The sequence below is a fragment of the Enterobacter cloacae complex sp. P29RS genome (assembly GCF_014893445.1).
GTDB classification, from domain to species: domain Bacteria; phylum Pseudomonadota; class Gammaproteobacteria; order Enterobacterales; family Enterobacteriaceae; genus Enterobacter; species Enterobacter intestinihominis.
The window spans coordinates 96,978-113,833 of the sequence record NZ_JADBPZ010000010.1 but is presented as its reverse complement, the minus strand read 5'-3'; the positions used below and the strand labels follow the sequence as shown (position 1 = coordinate 113,833).

Genomic DNA, 16,856 nt, shown 5'->3' with positions numbered 1-16,856 from the left:
GGCCCTCTTCCCGTATGCACTGAACAGTCCCCTCTCCCCGTTGGGGAGAGGGTTAGGGTGAGGGGAAAAGACTTAAGCGATCGTGACCTTACTGTCCAGATAGACGTCCTGAACCGCGTTGATCAGCTTCACGCCGTCGGCCATAGATTTTTTGAACGCCTTACGGCCGAGGATCAGCCCCATGCCGCCCGCGCGTTTGTTAATCACCGCCGTGCGCACCGCATCGGTCAGGTCGGTTTCACCGCCTGCCGCACCGCCGGAGTTAATCAGCCCGGCGCGGCCCATATAGCAGTTCGCCAGCTGGTAGCGCACCAGATCGATCGGGTTGTCGCTGGTCAGCTTGCTGTAGACGCGGTCGTCGGTATAGCCAAAGTTCACCGCTTTATAGCCGCCGTTATTCTCGGCCATTTTCTGCTTCACGATGTCCGCGCCGATGGTCGCCGCAAGGTGGTTTGCCTGGCCGGTCAGATCCGCAGACACGTGGTAATCCACTCCGTCTTTTTTGAACGAGCCGTTACGCAGATAGGCCCACAGCACGGTTACCATGCCCAGCTCGTGGGCGCGCTCGAACGCCGCGGAGATCTCTTCTATCTGACGACGCGACTGTTCAGAACCGAAATAGATGGTTGCCCCGACCGCCACCGCACCCATATTGAACGCCTGCTCGACGCTGGCGTAGAGCGTCTGGTCGTATTCGGTTGGGTAGCTCAGGGTTTCGTTGTGGTTCAGCTTAACGAGGAACGGAATGCGGTGGGCATAGCGACGCGACACGGAGGCCAGCACGCCGTAGGTGGAGGCCACGCAGTTACAGCCTGCCTCAATTGCCAGCTCGACGATATTTTTCGGATCAAAATAGAGCGGGTTCGCGGCAAACGATGCCCCCGCAGAGTGTTCAACGCCCTGGTCAACGGGCAGAATAGAGAGGTACCCGGTTCCGCCCAGGCGGCCGGTATTATAAAGCGTCTGCATGTTTCGCAGTACGGCAGGAGGACGGTTGTTGTCGACCATGACGCGGTCTACGTAATCATGGCCAGGCAGATAAAGCTGGTCGGCTGGAATGGTCATACAACGATGCTGTAAAAGGCTGTCGGCGTCTTTGCCAAGCAGCTGCGCAATATCAGTCATAGTGATGCTCCCGTATGTCCGACATGATGTCGGAGCGTGTGATCCAAGCCCACGTTTTTGCAGGCAGACTAAGCCTGGTACCGACTTAACCTATTTTCCACCATTTGCAACTTTTTTAAGCACAATCTGCTGGCTCGTTTCATGTACAACATTTTTGTTACACTGATCAAACAATCGCCTTAAAGGTATTTAAAAGGTATTATCACATGGTATGTTACATGCGTACCTCTGACATGCAGGATTAAAAAATGAAAACGAAAGTCCAACTGTCATTCATGATGTTTGTTGAATGGTTTATCTGGGGCGCGTGGTTTGTGCCGCTGTGGCTGTGGCTGAGCAAGAGCGGGTTTACCGCCGGGGAAATTGGCTGGTCCTATGCCTGTACCGCTATTGCCGCGATCCTCTCTCCTATCCTGGTCGGCTCGCTGACCGACCGTTTCTTCGCCGCCCAGAAAGTGCTGGCCGTGCTGATGTTCGCTGGCGCGATTCTGATGTATTTCGCAGCACAGCAAACCCAGTTCAGCACCTTCTTCCCGCTGTTGCTGGCCTACTCCCTGACCTATATGCCGACCATCGCGCTGACGAACAGCATCGCTTTTGCGAACGTCGATGACGTGGAGGCTGATTTCCCGCGCATCCGCGTGATGGGCACCATCGGCTGGATTGCATCCGGCCTGGCGTGCGGCTTCCTGCCGCAGATGATGGGCTATAGCGACATCTCTGACACCAATATCCCGCTGCTGATGACCGCTGCCAGCTCCCTTCTGCTCGGCGTCTTCGCACTTTTCCTGCCGAATACCCCGCCGAAGAGCACCGGCAAGCTGGATATCAAAGTGATGCTGGGGCTGGATGCGCTGATCCTGCTGCGCGATAAAAACTTCCTGGTGTTCTTCTTCTGCTCATTCCTGTTCGCCATGCCGCTGGCTTTCTACTACATCTTTGCCAACGGCTATCTCACCGAAGTGGGGATGAAAAACGCCACCGGCTGGATGACCCTCGGCCAGTTCTCTGAAATCTTCTTCATGCTCGCTCTGCCGTTCTTTACCAAACGCTTTGGTATTAAGAAGGTCTTGCTGCTGGGCCTGATCACCGCCGCCATTCGCTACGGCTTCTTTGTTTACGGCGGCGCCGAACAATACTTCACCTACGCCCTGCTGTTCCTCGGCATTCTGCTGCACGGCGTAAGCTATGACTTCTATTACGTCACCGCGTACATCTACGTGGATAAAAAAGCGCCCGTGCATATGCGCAACGCGGCGCAGGGCTTGATCACGCTGTGCTGTCAGGGCTTTGGTAGCCTGCTGGGTTACCGTCTCGGCGGCGTGATGATGGAAAAAATGTTCGCCTATAAAGAGCCGGTGAATGGGCTGACCTTCAACTGGGCCGGAATGTGGACGTTTGGTGCAATCATGATTGTAGTGATTGCCGTGCTGTTTATGCTGTTTTTCCGCGAATCGGATAAAGAGATCACCGCAATTGAGGTGGTTGATGGCGATACCGCGCTGACACGAGGGGAAGTTAAATGAAACAAGACCGTATTCTCGGTGCTCTTTACGGGCAGGCGTTAGGGGATGCGATGGGGATGCCGTCTGAACTGTGGCCGCGCAAGCGGGTGAAAGCGCACTTCGGCTGGATCGACCGTTTCTTACCCGGCCCGGCTGAGAATAATGCCGCCTGCTACTTTAATCAGGCCGAATTTACGGATGATACGTCGATGGCGCTGTGCCTGGCCGACGCGATTATCGAATGCGACGGGGAAATTAATCCTGACGTTATCGGTAAGCATATTCTGGACTGGGCGCTGGATTTTGACGCGTTCAATAAGAATGTGCTCGGCCCGACCTCCAAAATTGCCCTGAACGCCATCCGTGACGGCAAACCGGTGAGCGAGCTGGAAAATAACGGCGTCACCAACGGGGCGGCGATGCGCGCCTCCCCGCTGGGATGCCTGCTACCGGCCACGCGTCTGGCACATTTTGTTGAACAGGTTGCGTTAGCCTCCAGCCCGACCCATAAATCGGATCTCGCCATCGCCGGTGCGGTGGTGATCGCGTGGGCGGTTTCACGCGCTATCGACGGCGAGCGCTGGCAGAACATCGCCGATGCCCTGCCGGGTATTGCCCGTGCGGCGCAGGAGGCGAACACGACCACTTTCAGCGCATCGCTTTCCGCTCGTATTGAGCTGGCCCTGAAAACCGTGCGCGAAGCCAACGGTACGGAGTCCGCCAGCGAGCAGATCTATCAGCTTATTGGCGCGGGCACGAGCACCCTGGAGTCCGTTCCGGCGGCGATTGCGATGGTCGAACTTGCGGGCACCGATCCGAACCGCTGCGCGGTGTTATGCGCTAACCTGGGCGGTGATACGGACACTATCGGCGCGATGGCAACGGCCATCTGTGGCGCGCTGCACGGTGTACAGGCCATTGATCCGGCGCTTAAAAGCGAACTTGATGCCGTAAACCAGCTTGATTTCGGACGCTACTGCGAAAAACTACTGCACTTCCGGGAGCAAAGGGAGGGCGTATGAGTGCTTTTGCCCGCCGTCTCGAAACCCTTCACGCTACGCGCCCCGTAACGGTGCTCGGCGCGGCGGTCATCGACGTGATTGCCGACGCCTACGCCCTGCCCTGGCGCGGGTGTGATATCGAGCTGAAGCAACAGGGAGTGAATATTGGCGGCTGTGCGCTGAATATCGCCATCGCCCTCAAGCGGCTCGGCATTGCAGCGCAAAACGCGCTTCCCGTTGGCCACGGCGTGTGGGCCGATATTATCCGTAATGCCATGGCGAAGCAGGATCTGCACAGCGCCGTGGAAGCGGAAACGGGCGATAACGGCTGGTGCCTGGCGCTGGTGGAGCCTGACGGTGAACGGACCTTCATGTCGTTTAGCGGTGTGGAGAATCAGTGGCAGCAACGCTGGCTGGACGGGTTAAGCGTGCCAGAGAAAAGCCTGATCTATTTGTCCGGCTACCAGCTGGCGTCGCCCAGCGGCGAGCTGCTGACGGCCTGGGTGGAACGTCTTCAGGATGTGACGCTCTTTATCGATTTCGGTCCGCGCATCGCGGATATTCCCGACCCGCTGATGGCGCGGATTATGGCCCGTAAACCGGTTGTCTCGCTCAATCGGCAGGAGGCGGAACTTGCCGCCGAATGGCTTGGCGTGAACGTGGAACAGCTCGGCACTCAGTGGCAGCAACGGTTTGGCGCTGCGCTAATCGTACGCCATGATAAAGACGGGGCGGTCTGGTACGACGGTGACGCTTCCGGACACGTTCCGGCGTTTCCTGCTACCGTGGTCGATACCATCGGCGCCGGTGACAGCCATGCGGGAGGTACCCTTGCCGGGCTGGCTGCGGGATGGTCACTGCCAGAGTCGGTGCAGCTTGGCAATGCCGTGGCCGCCTGGGTAGTCAGCCATCGCGGTGGAGACTGCGCCCCCACGCGCGAGGCCCTACTCCTCGCACACAAAGACGTATAGGTCGCTGCGGCAGTAGCTGATGCTGTACTCAATTGGCCGCTGCTGTTGATCGAGCGCGACTTGCTTGATCACCAGCACCGGTATCTTATCGTCCATCTTGATATGCGCCTGAAACTCGCTGTCCGGCATCCGGGCGCTGACGCGCGAACGGGTGCGCTGCGGAAAGATATTCTGGCTGCGGAAGTAATCATAAAGCGAGACGCCAATGTCGTCCGGGTTGGGAATTAATCCTACCGGTACCCAGGACTCCTCTATCGATACCGCATCGTCATCCACGTAACGGATGCGCTTAAGCAAAAACACATCGCTTTCCGGCGCAAGGGAAAGATGGCGGGCGATCTCTTCCGGGCACTTCACGATGCGTTTATTGACCCACAGGGTGTTGGGCGTTTTGCCACGCAGCACCACCTGCTGAGAAAAGCCGCGCGCCTCTTTCAGCGAATATTCAAAGATATTGTTGATTTGCGTCCCGTATCCACGCGCGCGGGTAACGACGCCAGCCTCTTCCAGCGCCTGCATGGCTTTACGCACCGTAATACGCGACACACCGGCCAGCTGGCTCAGATCGCGCTCGCCGGGCAAAATATTACCGTGCGCGAGCACACCGCTGCGCACCGCGTTCTTGACCGTTTCGGCAAATTTCAGATACAGCGGCGTGTTGTCCGGTGCGGCAATTCGTTCCTTGAGTTGAGCAATTAACCGGGTATGCGCTTGTTCCATCTCTGTTTTTCTCTGGCATGAGTTTCATGCCAGTATACGGCTTACCACCATGCATGAAAATGGTGAACCGGACCAATACCGTGACCCACTTCCAGAGAATCGGCTTTTGCCAGCGCGCCCGAGAGCCAGACCTTCGCCTCCTGCACCGTATCCGCCCATGTGGCGTGACGAGGACGCAGCGCCGCCAGCGCCGCCGAGAGCGTACAGCCCGTGCCGTGGGTGTTTTTGGTCTGGACGCGTGGCGCGGTGAAACGTTGCGTGCCATCGTGGGTGAAAAGCCAGTCCGGGCTTTCTGCATCATCAAGATGGCCGCCTTTCATCAGCACCGCGCGACACCCCATCGCCAGCAGCGCATTCCCCTGCTCTTTCATCTCACGTTCGTTTTGCGCGTGTGGCGCATCCAGCAGCGCGGCGGCTTCAGGCAGGTTTGGCGTGATCAGCGCAACCTGCGGCAGCAGCTTTTTACGCAGGGTGTCGACAGCCGAGGCGGAGAGCAGCGGATCGCCGCTTTTGGCCAGCATCACGGTATCAAGCACCACGTTTTTTATCTGGTAGTGCTTGAGACGTTCAGCGACCGCTTCAACAATGTCCGCCTCTGCCAGCATGCCGATCTTGGTGGTGTCGATACGTACGTCGCTGAATACCGAATCCAGCTGCGCGGCGACAAAATCCGGGTCAATGCGATACACCGACTGTACGCCGCGCGTGTTTTGCGCAACCAGCGCGGTGATAACCGAGCACCCGTATGCGCCGAGCGCAGAGAAGGTTTTCAGGTCTGCCTGGATCCCCGCTCCGCCGCTTGGATCGGTTCCCGCAATAGTCAGGGCATTAATACGTGTCATACCTGTTCCTCCAGCGCGTAAAGCGCGTCCAGAAACGCGGAGACAAAGCTGCCGGGCCCCCGGCTTTGAGTCAGGGCAACTGACCCTGCGCGCTTCATAAAGCCGCAGGCTGCCGCCGCGTTATCAAGCCTGTCGCCAGGCAGCGAGCAGCAGGCGGCGACGACCGCCGAGAGCGCACAGCCAGTTCCTACCACGCGGGTCATCAGCGGGTCGCCCCCCGCGACCGTACGGGTTCGCTGGCCGTCGGTGATGTGATCCACTTCCCCTGTGACGACTACAACGGCGTGGGTCTGGCGGGCAAGCGCCTGCGCAGCGGTCAACGCGCTCGCTGCCGTATCGGTGGAATCGACCCCACGTCCGCCCGCACTCATTCCGGCAAGGGCGAGGATTTCGGAGGCGTTGCCACGAATGGCCGCAGGTTTAAGGGATAATATTTGCTGGCAAAAACGGGTGCGGAACGCCAGCGCGCCAACCGCGACGGGGTCCAGAACCCAGGGTGTGCCCGCGGCTACCGCGCTCTCAATAGCCCGACGCATCGACTGGGCGCGCGGCGCGGTGAGCGTGCCAACGTTGACGAGCAGGGCATCGGCAAGCGCGGCAAACTGTTCCGCTTCCTCGGCTTCGATCACCATTGCCGGGGAAGCACCGAGCGCGAGCAGAACGTTGGCGGTGAAGGTCTGCACGACATCGTTGGTCATACAGTGCGTGAGCGGGGAACGGGTTCGGAATTGATGTAAAACGTGTGAGTCGAGCAGGTCAGGCTGCATGGTTTCGCTCCTGCCGTGCGGAAAGAAGCGATGACCGGGTAGGCATCTGACTTCCCTACGCTGGCATTATCCAGATCAGGTAATACGGGTATTTCTCAGCCTTCACAAAGAAGGGCACCCCGAGTCAAATCATTTATAAAACAAAAGCTTAAACAATACTTTATTATTTAGTGTACCCGTGGTTGAGCCTGCTGACAACCATTTTCCCTTTATCTCACTGCCTTATAAGGTACAGACGGGTTCAGGTTACACAAAAAATGAGAAATTCTATTGTTCGTTTTCCGGTATTATTTGTACTGAATAAATAACTAACATTGAATTCACATTACAAATATCTTTATTTAATGTTTACATTGGAAATCTTACGGAAGAATATCTTGCCCATTATTTAAATACACCCGCTCGATAATGTTTACTTTCAGCTTTAAAGGTTGTTATTTTCATTTGAAAACCCCGTGTAAACCTTAATTTCCATCACTTAAATAAAAACCGCATAAGTGTTAAAATAAAATCTCATAAAAATCATAAGGTTAAATTAAGACAGTTCGCAAGCGCATCACAACAAATTGATTTTAAAGAAGAAACAATGCAAGAGCATTATTTCTCATCATTCTTATCATTAATAAGAAACATGATCAAAATCAATATTTCTCGCCGCGAAATATCTATAGTTTCGCTCCGTTACCAACATAAATATTAAATACAACTATAAAATTCGACACACTTAAACTTACCCATTCAGCTCTGCTTAAACAAACGTTAGCAATATCGCTAGCGTATATTTTATCTGCCAAACACTGTGAGTCATTTCAAATGAAACCTGTTAGTAAAACCGTCATCGCTGTCGCTATTATCGGTGCTCTTTTTGCTGGTTCAATGAACGTAGCTAAAGCTGCTGATGTAAATGTAAATCTTAACGATAATGTTACCAATTCAGGTACTTTTATTCAGGTTCAAGGGACTAACAACACCGCATATAACCTTGATAACATCAAGGCTAGCAACACTCAACAAGACGCACAAATCTATAATCTGCAAGGGGATGTTGAGAAGGCAAACATTGCTATCAATAATGCACAAGATACTGCTAACACTGCTGTAAATAAAGCTGATGCTGCTCAAGCTGGTGTTAATGCTAATGCACAATTTAACTCTACTTTGAATCAGAAAGTAGAGGACAACAAAGCTGATCAGACCTCCACCGACAACAAACAAAATATTTTGATTAATGACATTAAAAACAAAGCAGACACTGCTTTACAAGGTGTTGTTAACAATGGTTCCGATATTAAATCATTGCAAGATGAAAGCGCGTTACAAGGTTCTGTATTGATTAACCATGATCAACGGATCACCGCTTTAGAGAACCAAACACCACCTAAAGACGGTGTTAATGGTAAAGATGGTGTTGACGGTAAAGACGGGGCAACGGGTGCTACAGGCGCTGCAGGTGCAACTGGTGCGCAAGGTTTAAAAGGTGATACAGGCGCACAAGGAATAGCTGGGAAAGATGGTGCTCCAGGTGTTAAGGGTGAGAAAGGAGATAAAGGAGATTCCATCAAAGGTGATAAGGGCGACACTGGCGCTAAAGGTGATAAAGGGGATGCAGGTAAAGCTGGCTCTAACGGAATCACAACTACCATCACTAAGAAAGAAGTTGATACTAAAACTATCAATCTGGTTAAGTCACTCAATACCCAAACTACAGCACAAGCTAAAGATCTGAAAGCTGCTCAACAAGTGTTCGCACAAGCGCAAGCTAACACTAACTCTCAATTCAAGAGCCTGAAAGATGAAGTTGATAGCAATAAGAAAGAAGCCCGTTCAGGTGCTGCTAGCGCTGTAGCTATCGCCTCTATGCCTCAAGTAGAGAAAGAACAGGCTGTCATGTTCTCTGCTGGTGTAGGTAGCTTTAAAGACGAGCAAGCTGTTAGTGTGGGTGCATCCTTCCACGTTGGTAGCAACACCATCGTTAAAGCTGGCGTAAGCGATTCTACAAATAATGATCTTGCTATGGGCGCAGGCATCGGGATTGGCTTTTAAGAAAAACACGTAACTCGACTACATTCATAATAGAGGAAGCTTTTCAGGGCGACAGTACTTCGCTGATGGAAAGTATGATGATGGCCAATAACATGCTCAAACACATTTTTATTTCAGCTGCCCTGTATCTATTGCTTATTTCGGTCGGGGTCTGGATCGGCATTATGTACGTTTCTTATTATTTGTGTCGTTTTTAAGGTGATAAAATGAAAAAATCAATGATGCTAGTGTTAAGCGCTGCCGTACTTGCTGGGTGTATTTCGCCTGCACACGCCATTAGCGCACACTATCGTGCTCAGTTAGAGCGCTCGGGATGCACGCAAATTAGCGCTGGCGATGGATCTTGCGATATCAGCAAAACCAAAGCGGAAAACGCGGCACAACACGAACCAACGGCATCCGTTCACGATCCCCTTCGCGAAGCCTCGTTCTCGTCGGATACGGTTAACGCTACCCTTTCTAACGGCTTTTTTAGCGCTACCGTGAACGGCAAAAAAGCCAGCGTTAAACGTCTGAATGCGAATTTCTATGAGATCCATGGTAACGGTTTTGTGATATCGATAAGCCTGGATGAAAACGGTATTACGGACGCGTCATGGAATAAAACAAAGGGACGTGAACACGGCGTTTTACGCGTTACCCAAAAATAAACAGTCTAAGGAGGCTCTCCGCCTCCTTTTAGCCTGCCAGGCGCACAATTTGCCACACTCTTTCATCTGATTTTACAATGCTGACAATCCATATATAAACCACTGTTTTTATTGAGAATAAACTGCATATTTTTGCCAGAAAATGAGGTTATCCCCTCCCCTGTGCCCTGTGTCACAAAACAGTAAACAAATTAACCATTGAGCCCGGTGACAAAAGGCTCTATATTGGCGGCGTTTTTTTCAGGCCCCATCTGTTTTTTAACTTTTTATTCAATCGTTGCTCATAACGAAGCGGCGGTTGTAGGAGTGATATGATGACGGATAAAGTCCGTATTGACACCGTAGATGCCCACAAAAGCAACGAAACCTATCTGGCCCGTCAGGCCGAGTTTGAATCTAACGTCAGGAGTTATCCGCGCAAACTGCCTTTAGCGATCACGAAAGCAGAAGGCGTGTGGATCACCGATGCAGATAATAAAGAATACCTTGACTGTTTAGCAGGCGCAGGCACCCTCGCGCTTGGCCACAATCATCCTGATGTGCTGCAAAGCATCCAAAATGTCATTACCAGCGGCTTGCCGTTACATACCCTGGATCTGACTACGCCGTTGAAGGACGCGTTTTCAGAATACCTCCTCTCTCTGTTGCCTGGTCAGGGCAAAGAGTACTGCCTGCAATTCACTGGCCCGTCCGGGGCTGACGCCGTTGAAGCGGCGCTGAAGCTGGCGAAAAAAGTAACCGGTCGCAGCGGTATCATCAGTTTCTCTGGTGGTTACCACGGTATGACCCATGGTGCACTGTCCGTCACCGGTAACCTGTCTCCGAAAGAAGCGGTTGACGGTATGATGCCAGAAGTCCAGTTCATGCCTTACCCACACGAGTACCGCTGCCCACTGGGTATCGGTGGTGAAGCGGGCGTGAAGGCGCTGACCTACTACTTCGATAACCTGATCAACGACGTTGAAAGCGGCGTGCGTAAACCTGCCGCGGTGATCCTGGAAGCTGTTCAGGGCGAAGGCGGCGTGAACCCGGCTCCGGCTGAGTGGTTGCAGCGCATCCGTAAAGTGACTCAGGAACACGGCATTCTGCTGATCCTCGACGAAGTTCAGGCTGGCTTTGCCCGTACCGGTAAATTCTTTGCCTTCGAACACGCAGGCATTGAGCCTGACATCATCGTGATGTCCAAAGCAGTTGGCGGCGGTCTGCCACTGGCTGTGCTCGGTATCAAGAAGCAGTTCGATGCGTGGGCGCCTGGTCACCACACCGGTACCTTCCGCGGCAACCAGCTGGCGATGGCAACCGGTCTGACGACGCTGAAGATCCTGAAAGACCAGAATATCGCGGGCAAAGTTGCCGCACAGGGCGAATGGCTGAAAGGCCAGCTGAAAGAGATGGCGAAACGCTATCCGGTGATCGGCCACGTTCGCGGTCTGGGCATGATGATCGGTATTGAAATCGTTAAGCCACATGAAGCCGCCGACCACATGGGTTGCTTCCCGGGCGATGGCGAGCTGTCTGCACTGATCCAGAAGAAGTGCTTCGAAGCAGGCCTGATTCTGGAGCGTGGCGGCCGTAACGGTATCGTTCTGCGTCTGCTGCCGTCACTGCTGATCAGCGATGACGAGCTGAAAGTCTTCCTGGATAAATTCGAGCAGGCACTGCTTGCTGCGGGCGTTCGCCCGGCGTAACCGGAGTTGTTGATTACGATGTCTGATTCAAACCCAATTTTGTTCTCCTCTGCCCAGAGCATTGAAGCTTACCAGCAGGCGATTGAACAAAGCACTCAGGCTGTGATGCAATGGCTGAAACAACCTGAGATGTACCAGGGCAAAACGGTCGCGGAGCTGCGCGACCGTATTAAGCTGGATTTCAACCCGAAAGGGCTGGGCAACGAAGCGGCGATTGAACGCGCCGTGGAGTTCTTCCTGAAAGACAGTTTGTCCGTTCATCACCCGCAGTGCGTGGCGCACCTGCACTGCCCAAGCCTGGTCGTAAGCCAGGCGGCGGAAGTGCTGATTAACGCCACCAACCAGAGTATGGACTCCTGGGATCAAAGCCCGTCCGCAACCATTATTGAGATCAAGCTGATCGAATGGCTGCGTACCCGCGTGGGTTATCAGGCTGGCGACGCAGGCGTCTTCACCAGCGGCGGCACCCAGAGTAACCTGATGGGCCTGATGCTGGCGCGTGATGCGTTCTTCGCGCGTCAGGGCCACTCGGTACAGCAGGACGGTCTGGTGGGCGATCTGCGCAAAATTCGCGTGCTGTGCTCTGAAAACGCCCACTTCTCCGTGCAGAAAAACATGGCGCTGATGGGCCTGGGCTACCAGTCCGTGGTGCAGGTGAAAACTGATGAATTCTCCCGCATGGATCTCACCGATCTGGCGGCGAAAATCGAACAGTGCAACGCGAACGGCGAACAGATTCTGGCGATTGTGGCCACGGCCGGCACGACGGATGCGGGTGCTATCGATCCGCTGCGTGCTATTGCTGAGCTGGCTGCGAAACAGAATATCTGGGTACACGTTGATGCGGCCTGGGGCGGCGCGCTGCTGATGTCTGAGCAGTATCGTCACTATCTGGACGGCATTGAACTTGTGGACTCCGTAACGCTGGACTTCCACAAGCAGTTCTTCCAGACCATCAGCTGCGGTGCCTTCTTGCTGAAAGAAGCGCGTCATTATGAGCTGATGCGCTATCAGGCAGCTTATCTGAACTCTGAGTTCGATGAAGAAGCGGGTGTGCCTAACCTGGTTTCCAAATCTCTGCAAACCACCCGTCGTTTCGACGCGCTGAAACTGTGGATGAGCCTGGAAGCGCTGGGTCAGGAGCAATACGCGGCAATTATCGATCACGGCGTGACGCTGGCACAGCAGGTTGCGGCTTACGTAAAAGAGCAGTCTGCTCTGGAACTGGTTATGCAACCCCAGCTGGCAAGCGTGCTGTTCCGCTTCCGTCCGCAGACCCAGATGGATGACGCCGGTATCGCCCTGCTGAACCAGAAAATTGGCGATGCGCTGCTGGAATCCGGCCGCGCAAACGTCGGGGTGACCGAGCATAACGGCGTCACCTGCCTGAAGCTGACCCTGCTGAACCCAACCGTGACGCTGGAGGACGTTAAAGTCCTGCTGTCTCTGGTTGAGCGTACCGCGCAGGAAGTGATGGCGAAGTAATGCTTTTCCCTCTCCCATCCGGGAGAGGGTTTATTTTCCCGTCCTGACGCCCCTATCCTTTTTTCCTCGAAGCATAACCGTAGTCATACTGGCTGTACCCCGAGCTGTAAAACAGCGCTGCGGATTTAACAATATCGTTGAGGATTGTGCCGCTGACCTTCACGCCAACGTGCTGTAGACGTTTAACGGTATTCTCCATCTCTTTCACGCTGGTTTTATCGTAACGGGCAACCATTAGCGTTGTTCCGGCTGCTCTGGCAACCAGCGCAGCATCATTGACGGCAAGAACTGGGGGTGTATCGATGATGACAATGTCATAGTGCTCGTTAACCCAGGACATGATGTCAATGAACCGTTCGCTTAACAGCATTTCTAACGGACGCAGGGGTTCCGGGCCGCAGGTGATGACGTCAATTCCCCCTTTTTCAGCATGCTGAATGACCTCCCCAAAGTCGCGCTTCCCTTCCAGCAGGCAGGATAATCCGTGGCGGTTCTCCAGGCCAAAAATATTATGCACATAACCCTGGCGCATATCCGCATCAATAAACAGCGCCCGCTGACCGCTCTGCCCGGCAATGGCCGCCAGGTTCGTCGCCACCAGCGTTTTTCCGCAGTCCTGCGTGGGGCCAGAAATCATCACAATGCGATTCTCAGCCTCCATCATGGTGAAATGCAGACTGGTTCGCAGCCCGCGTACCGCTTCAACAAACATATCAGCAGGTCGATCGACTGGCAGGAAAGGTACATCCGAGGTTTTGTGTGTCCAGCGACGAGAAAACGGATTTTTTCTGCGCAAATGCGTTTTACTCCACAGCCACTGTGAACGTGGTAACGTCGCCAGAACCGGCATCCCCTGCGCTTCCAGCTGTTCGGAAAGCGTGATCCCACGTTTGAACGCCTGACGTACCAGTACGGTCCCCATTGAAAGGATGAGCCCGAACAGCACGCCAAGCGCAATGATTAGCGCTTTTCGCGGTTTTATCGGATCCGGGAGTGTAACCGCCTCATCAATGATCCTCACGTTCCCGACAGCGCTGGAGCGGGAAATATTCAGCTCCTGCTGACGCGTCAATAGCTGTAAATAAATCGTGCGGCCCGACTCAACATCGCGGCTCAGGCGTAAAATCTCCTGCTGCGTGGAGGGCATCGAGGACACACGGTTATTAAGACGATCCCGTTCCCGCACAAGGGTTTGTCTTTTTTCATGCAATGCACGGTAGGTAGGGTGACTCTTTTTAAAGAGCTGGGAAATTTCTGCCTCCCGGAACGTCAGCTCATTTAGCTGATTCTCAACGTTCACAACCTGATCCAGGACGGATTTTGCCTCTAAAGACAGATCCACAGAGTCGCGCTGCGCCCGGTAGGCATTCAGCCGCGCTTCAGCCTGATCCAGGTCCGCTCTGATTTTCGGTAACTGCTCCTGTAAAAAATCCAGACTACGCGAATCCTGAGCCTCCTGGCGCGCGATATTTTGCTGAAGATAATTTTCAGCAATCGCATTCAGCACCCGTGCGATTTTGTCAGGATCTTCACCCGTCAGGGTTAAGGTCACAATACCGCTCTGTTTCTCCGATTCCACGACCGTCAGACGCTTCTTCAGTGCATTGATCGTCTCCAGGCGCGTCAACGACTTAAGCGAAAACTGTGTGCCTGGCGTCGCCTCAATCGAGGTCACCCGCAGCACGATCCCTTGCGTAACCAGCGTTTTACCCACCTGGCCGTCTGCCTCAATGTTTTCGCCCGTCAGGTGATACCTTCCCGCTTCCTGTACGGTCAGCGTGAGTTCTTGCGCTTTGCCCTCCACCTGCGGGATCTGGAGTTCGCCTAACGTTATGTTGCCCTGGCCACGCCCTTGCAGACGCTGCCAGAGACGCCCCACCACAGGCAAAACGCGCTGCTTTGCCTGATACGTCAGATCTAATTTGTCGACGGTCTCGCCGAGGATCATGCGAGATTTCAACAGTAAAATTTCAGGGGCAACATCCGGCGAAATATCGGTGCCCAGCTGGCTCAAGCCTTTGAGCAGGCCGTTATCCTGTTTGCTTTCTATTTGCACCATAGCATCCGCCTGATAAACAGGTGGCGTAACCCAGGCATAGAGGCCCGCGCATAAAGTGAAAAGGAAAGTCACGCACAATATCATCGTGCGGTGGTCGATCATTTCGCCGAGCAAACGAACGAGATCGATTTCATTTTGTTCGGGTGCCCCTGCACCATAACTGTCTGTTGTGTAAGACGACATTAATGCTTTATTCCTTTCTGTCCTAAACGACGTGCCCATTCCTGGCTGGCTTTACCCAATAGCCCGAACACATATTCAAACGCTTCACGGCTTTTACGATAGGGGTCTGGGATATCCTGCGGCTCCAGCCACTGCCCAAAAAGCAGCGACTTCCCCCTGTTTTCCGGTGCCATGGCTGCAATGAAGCGAAGATGTTCCGGCTCCATAACCAGGATGAGATCGGATCCCTGCATCAGCCTGCGTGTCAGCCTGCGCGCCACATGACCGTCGAGGGAGATCCCATGCCGCCAGGCCACGTCCTGGGCGCACTCATCCGCCGGATACCCCTCAAGGCCGAGTATTCCCGCCGAGGTGATGTGTCTGTCGGGCAAGTGCTGGCGCAAAAGCCGTTCTCCAATCGGAGAACGGCAGACATTTCCGGTACATACTACGAGTATTGATTCGAACATTATTGCGGCCACGATCTGATATAACGAACCGTTTCGGTGAGGTCATGCACCCCGCTGATTGTCGGAACAAGCTGTGTTATTACGCGATTCCATCGGGAGAGTGGAGCAGTGGTGACATAGACAATGTCGTAAGGCTCAAGCTGAAACTCGGTGCCCAGCACCATGGCCGAAGCGTCTTTTGCATTCAGTTGATAGATATTCGCAATTTTCCCGGACTCGCGTACCGAGCGGATAACAAAAATACCCGTCGCATCAGCCATATTCTGGTCCAGGCCACCGGCATTGCCGAGCGCTTCAGCCAACGTCATGCCGCTGCGATCCATCTTCAGCGTGCTCTGTTTAACAACTTCGCCCATCACGAATACTTTCAGCGCATCGTTGCGGGGAATAAACAAGATGTCGCCAGGGTTGAGCAGCTTATTCTGGGTTAAATCGCCATGCTGCATCAGGGCATACAGGGAAATTCGGGAATCCTGGCCGTTGTGAGTCAGCACCACGTTCCGCCAGTCCGCATCAGCAGTAAGCCCACCTGCGGCATTAACGGCATCCATAACCGTCAGCGGAATGTTGGTGATGGCCTGCTGGCCAGATTTCGCCACTTCTCCCGTAACGTAGGCTTTTTGCGAACGGAAAGCGGCAACGCTGACGTCGACCTGGGGGCTTTCAATGACGTTATCCAGCCGCGCGGTGATCTCCTCGCGCACTCTGGAAACCGTTTTTCCCGCCACGTGCAGTTTACCCACGTAAGGATAAAAGAGCGTGCCATCGGCATTGACCCAGTTTCCCGTATCGCTTGCGCTGCGATACTGTCCCGCGGGCGTAGTCAGCTCCGGGTGATCCCAGACGGTGACCGTCAGGATGTCACCGATTCCAATACGGTATTCCCAGTTTTTGACCTGCTCATCAAGATTAGGATTTGCCTGAGATTTAGCTGCAGCGGGACGTAGTTTCTCAATTAATCCGGGCGTAAGTGGATAAATTTCGATTTGTTTATCTAAACTATTATTGAGATCAGCCGGCGCAATTATTTTTTTGCCTGCGGAACTTAACGTTTGGCCGGGAGAAATTACGCACCCCGCCAACTGACTTATTGCTAAGAATATTACAGATAATGCTGTTGTGTTTTTCATTTATATATACTTATCATCCCTGCTCGTAGCGAACGCCCGACGGGGCGCAGCCCTGCGCTAACCCACGCTTGAAATAAGTTTCTTTTCAAGGGAATACTAAAACGTAATCTAAAAGTGAAGACACGAATTGCCCGATCTGTGACGGGCAATTAATTAAAATATAATCTTCCTGAAAATCTTAAAGCCTGTGGCAAAAAAAAGCACGATCTACAGTTTATAAAATTACGGCAACAATGTA

The 16,856-nt window shown here is 53.6% G+C and carries 14 protein-coding genes and 1 riboswitch; of the genes, 7 read left to right on the top strand and 7 right to left on the bottom strand.

What is annotated here, in order from left to right:
- Positions 1-72 precede the first annotated feature (72 nt).
- Entirely contained in the window at positions 73-1,125 is a 1,053-nt protein-coding gene (gene fbaB / locus IM282_RS09795; protein WP_022648654.1) for a class I fructose-bisphosphate aldolase, read from the bottom strand.
- A gap of 248 nt (positions 1,126-1,373) precedes the next feature.
- Between fbaB and IM282_RS09790 the strand changes: the two genes are divergently transcribed.
- The 3 genes from IM282_RS09790 to IM282_RS09780 are packed head-to-tail and all read left to right on the top strand — an operon-like array spanning position 1,374 to position 4,602.
- On the top strand, positions 1,374-2,651 hold the full coding sequence (locus tag IM282_RS09790; RefSeq protein WP_022648655.1) for a nucleoside permease: 1,278 nt from the start codon (positions 1,374-1,376) through the stop codon (positions 2,649-2,651).
- Entirely contained in the window at positions 2,648-3,652 is a 1,005-nt protein-coding gene (locus IM282_RS09785; RefSeq protein WP_023300562.1) for an ADP-ribosylglycohydrolase family protein, read from the top strand. The genes IM282_RS09790 and IM282_RS09785 overlap by 4 nt, the downstream gene beginning before the upstream one ends.
- Entirely contained in the window at positions 3,649-4,602 is a 954-nt protein-coding gene (locus IM282_RS09780) for a PfkB family carbohydrate kinase (protein WP_023306586.1), read from the top strand. Before IM282_RS09785 ends, IM282_RS09780 begins: the two co-directional genes overlap by 4 nt.
- Here IM282_RS09780 and IM282_RS09775 read toward each other — a convergent pair.
- Genes IM282_RS09775 through thiM form a run of 3 tightly spaced genes read right to left on the bottom strand, consistent with a single transcriptional unit; the run spans position 4,576 to position 6,931 of the window.
- On the bottom strand, positions 4,576-5,322 hold the full coding sequence (locus IM282_RS09775) for a GntR family transcriptional regulator (protein ID WP_022648658.1): 747 nt from the start codon (positions 5,320-5,322) through the stop codon (positions 4,576-4,578). The two genes, IM282_RS09780 and IM282_RS09775, sit on opposite strands and share 27 nt — an antisense overlap.
- A 41-nt stretch (positions 5,323-5,363) precedes the next feature.
- Positions 5,364-6,164 carry a bifunctional hydroxymethylpyrimidine kinase/phosphomethylpyrimidine kinase gene (gene thiD / locus IM282_RS09770; protein WP_023300565.1) on the bottom strand — a complete coding sequence of 267 codons (801 nt, stop codon included), beginning with the start codon at positions 6,162-6,164 and terminating at the stop codon, positions 5,364-5,366.
- Entirely contained in the window at positions 6,161-6,931 is a 771-nt protein-coding gene (gene thiM, locus IM282_RS09765; protein WP_023306588.1) for a hydroxyethylthiazole kinase, read from the bottom strand. The genes thiD and thiM overlap by 4 nt, the downstream gene beginning before the upstream one ends.
- 35 nt (positions 6,932-6,966) lie before the next feature.
- Positions 6,967-7,063: riboswitch (TPP riboswitch) on the bottom strand.
- A 681-nt stretch (positions 7,064-7,744) separates the two neighbouring features.
- Between thiM and IM282_RS21955 the strand changes: the two genes are divergently transcribed.
- From IM282_RS21955 to IM282_RS09745, 4 genes are all read left to right on the top strand, one after another.
- Positions 7,745-8,974, top strand: coding sequence for a YadA-like family protein (locus IM282_RS21955; RefSeq protein ID WP_171932517.1), 1,230 nt, complete (start codon positions 7,745-7,747; stop codon positions 8,972-8,974).
- Positions 8,975-9,180: 206 nt separating this feature from the next.
- The gene (locus tag IM282_RS09755) at positions 9,181-9,624 is read left to right on the top strand and encodes a hypothetical protein (RefSeq protein ID WP_022648666.1); all 444 of its coding nucleotides are present in this window, start codon (positions 9,181-9,183) and stop codon (positions 9,622-9,624) included.
- A gap of 311 nt (positions 9,625-9,935) precedes the next feature.
- Positions 9,936-11,312 carry a diaminobutyrate--2-oxoglutarate transaminase gene (locus tag IM282_RS09750; RefSeq protein WP_032622473.1) on the top strand — a complete coding sequence of 459 codons (1,377 nt, stop codon included), beginning with the start codon at positions 9,936-9,938 and terminating at the stop codon, positions 11,310-11,312.
- A gap of 18 nt (positions 11,313-11,330) precedes the next feature.
- Positions 11,331-12,797: an aspartate aminotransferase family protein gene (locus IM282_RS09745; protein ID WP_038416407.1), complete on the top strand. Its 1,467-nt coding sequence runs from the start codon at positions 11,331-11,333 to the stop codon at positions 12,795-12,797.
- Between the two features lie 52 nt (positions 12,798-12,849).
- Here the strand turns inward: IM282_RS09745 and IM282_RS09740 are convergent, their stop codons facing one another.
- From IM282_RS09740 to IM282_RS09730, 3 genes are read right to left on the bottom strand one after another with little or no spacing between them, the layout of a single operon-like run.
- On the bottom strand, positions 12,850-15,039 hold the full coding sequence (locus IM282_RS09740) for a polysaccharide biosynthesis tyrosine autokinase (RefSeq protein ID WP_058677655.1): 2,190 nt from the start codon (positions 15,037-15,039) through the stop codon (positions 12,850-12,852).
- Positions 15,039-15,488 carry a phosphotyrosine protein phosphatase gene (locus IM282_RS09735; protein WP_022648670.1) on the bottom strand — a complete coding sequence of 150 codons (450 nt, stop codon included), beginning with the start codon at positions 15,486-15,488 and terminating at the stop codon, positions 15,039-15,041. The genes IM282_RS09740 and IM282_RS09735 overlap by 1 nt, the downstream gene beginning before the upstream one ends.
- The gene (locus IM282_RS09730; RefSeq protein WP_022648671.1) at positions 15,488-16,618 is read right to left on the bottom strand and encodes a polysaccharide export protein; all 1,131 of its coding nucleotides are present in this window, start codon (positions 16,616-16,618) and stop codon (positions 15,488-15,490) included. The genes IM282_RS09735 and IM282_RS09730 overlap by 1 nt, the downstream gene beginning before the upstream one ends.
- Positions 16,619-16,856 lie beyond the last annotated feature (238 nt).

Bases quoted from the DNA above. Each gene is read 5' to 3' on its own strand.
- fbaB (WP_022648654.1), bottom strand. From the start codon at position 1,125: ATGACTGATATTGCGCAGCTGCTTGGCAAAGACGCCGACAGCCTTTTA.
- IM282_RS09790 (WP_022648655.1), top strand. From the start codon at position 1,374: ATGAAAACGAAAGTCCAACTGTCATTCATGATGTTTGTTGAATGGTTT.
- IM282_RS09785 (WP_023300562.1), top strand. From the start codon at position 2,648: ATGAAACAAGACCGTATTCTCGGTGCTCTTTACGGGCAGGCGTTAGGG.
- IM282_RS09780 (WP_023306586.1), top strand. From the start codon at position 3,649: ATGAGTGCTTTTGCCCGCCGTCTCGAAACCCTTCACGCTACGCGCCCC.
- IM282_RS09775 (WP_022648658.1), bottom strand. From the start codon at position 5,322: ATGGAACAAGCGCATACCCGGTTAATTGCTCAACTCAAGGAACGAATT.
- thiD (WP_023300565.1), bottom strand. From the start codon at position 6,164: ATGACACGTATTAATGCCCTGACTATTGCGGGAACCGATCCAAGCGGC.
- thiM (WP_023306588.1), bottom strand. From the start codon at position 6,931: ATGCAGCCTGACCTGCTCGACTCACACGTTTTACATCAATTCCGAACC.
- IM282_RS21955 (WP_171932517.1), top strand. From the start codon at position 7,745: ATGAAACCTGTTAGTAAAACCGTCATCGCTGTCGCTATTATCGGTGCT.
- IM282_RS09755 (WP_022648666.1), top strand. From the start codon at position 9,181: ATGAAAAAATCAATGATGCTAGTGTTAAGCGCTGCCGTACTTGCTGGG.
- IM282_RS09750 (WP_032622473.1), top strand. From the start codon at position 9,936: ATGATGACGGATAAAGTCCGTATTGACACCGTAGATGCCCACAAAAGC.
- IM282_RS09745 (WP_038416407.1), top strand. From the start codon at position 11,331: ATGTCTGATTCAAACCCAATTTTGTTCTCCTCTGCCCAGAGCATTGAA.
- IM282_RS09740 (WP_058677655.1), bottom strand. From the start codon at position 15,039: ATGTCGTCTTACACAACAGACAGTTATGGTGCAGGGGCACCCGAACAA.
- IM282_RS09735 (WP_022648670.1), bottom strand. From the start codon at position 15,488: ATGTTCGAATCAATACTCGTAGTATGTACCGGAAATGTCTGCCGTTCT.
- IM282_RS09730 (WP_022648671.1), bottom strand. From the start codon at position 16,618: ATGAAAAACACAACAGCATTATCTGTAATATTCTTAGCAATAAGTCAG.